The organism is Stenotrophomonas sp. P5_B8, assembly GCF_054049855.1.
The window spans coordinates 1-1,859 of the sequence record NZ_JBFULO010000587.1 but is presented as its reverse complement, the minus strand read 5'-3'; the positions used below and the strand labels follow the sequence as shown (position 1 = coordinate 1,859).

At 58.9% G+C, this 1,859-nt stretch carries 2 protein-coding genes; one reads left to right on the top strand and one right to left on the bottom strand.

The genetic code is table 11. The annotated features are described in order from the left end of the window. The coding region (locus ACXJKH_RS19635; protein WP_457321881.1) for a cupin domain-containing protein at positions 1 to 352 on the bottom strand (352 nt) is incomplete at its 3' end. Positions 353 to 482: 130 nt separating this feature from the next. Here ACXJKH_RS19635 and ACXJKH_RS19630 point away from each other — a divergent pair. Further along, positions 483 to 1,370, top strand: a complete 888-nt coding sequence (locus ACXJKH_RS19630; protein ID WP_457321879.1) for an NmrA family NAD(P)-binding protein — start codon at positions 483 to 485, stop codon at positions 1,368 to 1,370. Positions 1,371 to 1,859: the final 489 nt, after the last annotated feature.

Below are 1,859 nucleotides of genomic sequence, written 5' to 3'. Positions count from 1 at the left end.
CAGCAAAGCGGGCCCCAGCTAAGGAAAACCCGGCGCCATCCGCCAAAACTACCGCGCCCCCTCGGTTAGCCGGAGGAAAAAGCGTGGATGAGTCGATGGGGGGTAAGGAGAGATCGCTCGCAAGCCGAAACGGACGACCTCGGGGAAGCACAAATGAATCACCCTCTGCCAATCGCCAAGGTTCTTTAACCCCGTCCACGGCCATCCAGCAGGCTCCCTCGAGGATTGCGTAACACTTGATCTGGCCATGTTGATCCGAGAACTTGACTGACCATGCTCCCCCGGCTCGAAAGCCAGAAGAGACTGTTGCGACCGGATGCAAGAGGGAGAGCAGGTCGGAGAGAGGATCCACGGGCTGAACGATCGCGCAAATAATTAGAACTATAAAGAATGATTCGTTCGAAACACAAGACTAAGCTGCTTCCACATGAAGCGGCCAACCAGCCGCTTCGCTCCCTGGTTCACCTCGTTAGGAGCGCCCGATGATTGTTGTAACGGCACCAACCAGTCAGATCGGTAGCCGGTTGATTCCTAGACTGCTCGCAGCGGAGGCACCCGTGCGGGTGATTGTCCGCGACCCTTCAAAACTACCGATCGGAGTGCGCTCGCGAGTTGAGGTCGTGCAAGGAAGCCATGCAGACGCGCCTACAGTGCAGCGAGCATTTCGAGGGGCACAAAAGCTGTTTTGGCTGGTCCCCGCGGATCCTGCGGCGGGAAGCGTGATTGAAGCCTATGTCGGCTTCACCCGGCCTGCTGCAGCTGAAATCAAAGCGGCCGGCATCACTCAGGTGGTGGAGGTCACCGCTTTGGGGCGAAACACGCCTCAAGCTGCCGATGCCGGCTATGTGAGCGCATCGCTCGCCATGGATGACCTTATTTCGAGTACGGGCGTGCATCAGAGAGCGCTTGCGATGCCCTCATTCATGGACAACGTGCTCATGCAGGGGCGACCACTACGAGATAGGGGCGTCTTCTCTCTACCGATACCCCGAGATCTTGAACTGCCGTCCTGTTCGACAGACGACATTGCGGCAGTGGCGGCGAGGTGGCTGCTCGATGATTCTTGGGAAGGCCAAGCCGAGGTCCCCGTGCTTGGTCCTGAGAATATCTCATTCGATCAGATGGCAAGGGTGATGAGCGAGGTTCTCGGCCGTCACATAGCCTATGAACAAATTTCCCTTGCCAGCTACAAGGACCAGTTCGAACGCTTTGGCTTCTCGCGCGCGATGGCAGAGGGGATGGCTTCGATGGCGCGTGCAAAAAGTGAGGGACTTGATTTGGGTGTGGAGAGGACAGCACAGAACAGCACGCCCACAACCTTCAGAATGTGGTGCGAGAGCACCCTCAAGCCTTATCTGTCGGGACCATAGCCGTTCAACCAGGTAGGCGTGTGCCAAGATCCCAATGTCAATGTTATCTCGTCGTCTGGCTTAGAGCCGGTCGCCCCCGCATCCAGCGTCGGCATTTCAGGGTTCCCGTGAGCGCGATGCCGAAGGCCCTGCTGGAACGCGCTTTGGCCTTGCGTCACCACGGATGGCTCGCTTAGGCTGCAAGCGCTGAACTATAGCCGCGCCGCCCCCCCCCCCGCTGCACCCGCTCGATGGAGTCCGAGCTGGGGTCGAATTGGATGGATGGGCGCGGACGCTTGCAAGCGCGCGCCAGGGATCGAGTGGACGAACATCCTCGGGCTGGCTCGATGGGCGCAGTTGCCTAAGCGATGGGTGCGATGCATCGAACAGCGATTCTCAGCAATCGACGCCGTCTCGGAACTGGGGCAGGGGCCAGTCGGCCATGGTTCCTGTCACCCCCCCCCACTAATATGGGAATTGCCAACAGTTATTTAAACGTGGGGTTCGAAC

What these genes read in the sequence shown, in the direction of transcription:
- ACXJKH_RS19630 (WP_457321879.1), top strand. Translation starts at nt 483, where the DNA reads ATGATTGTTGTAACGGCACCAACCAGTCAGATCGGTAGCCGGTTGATT.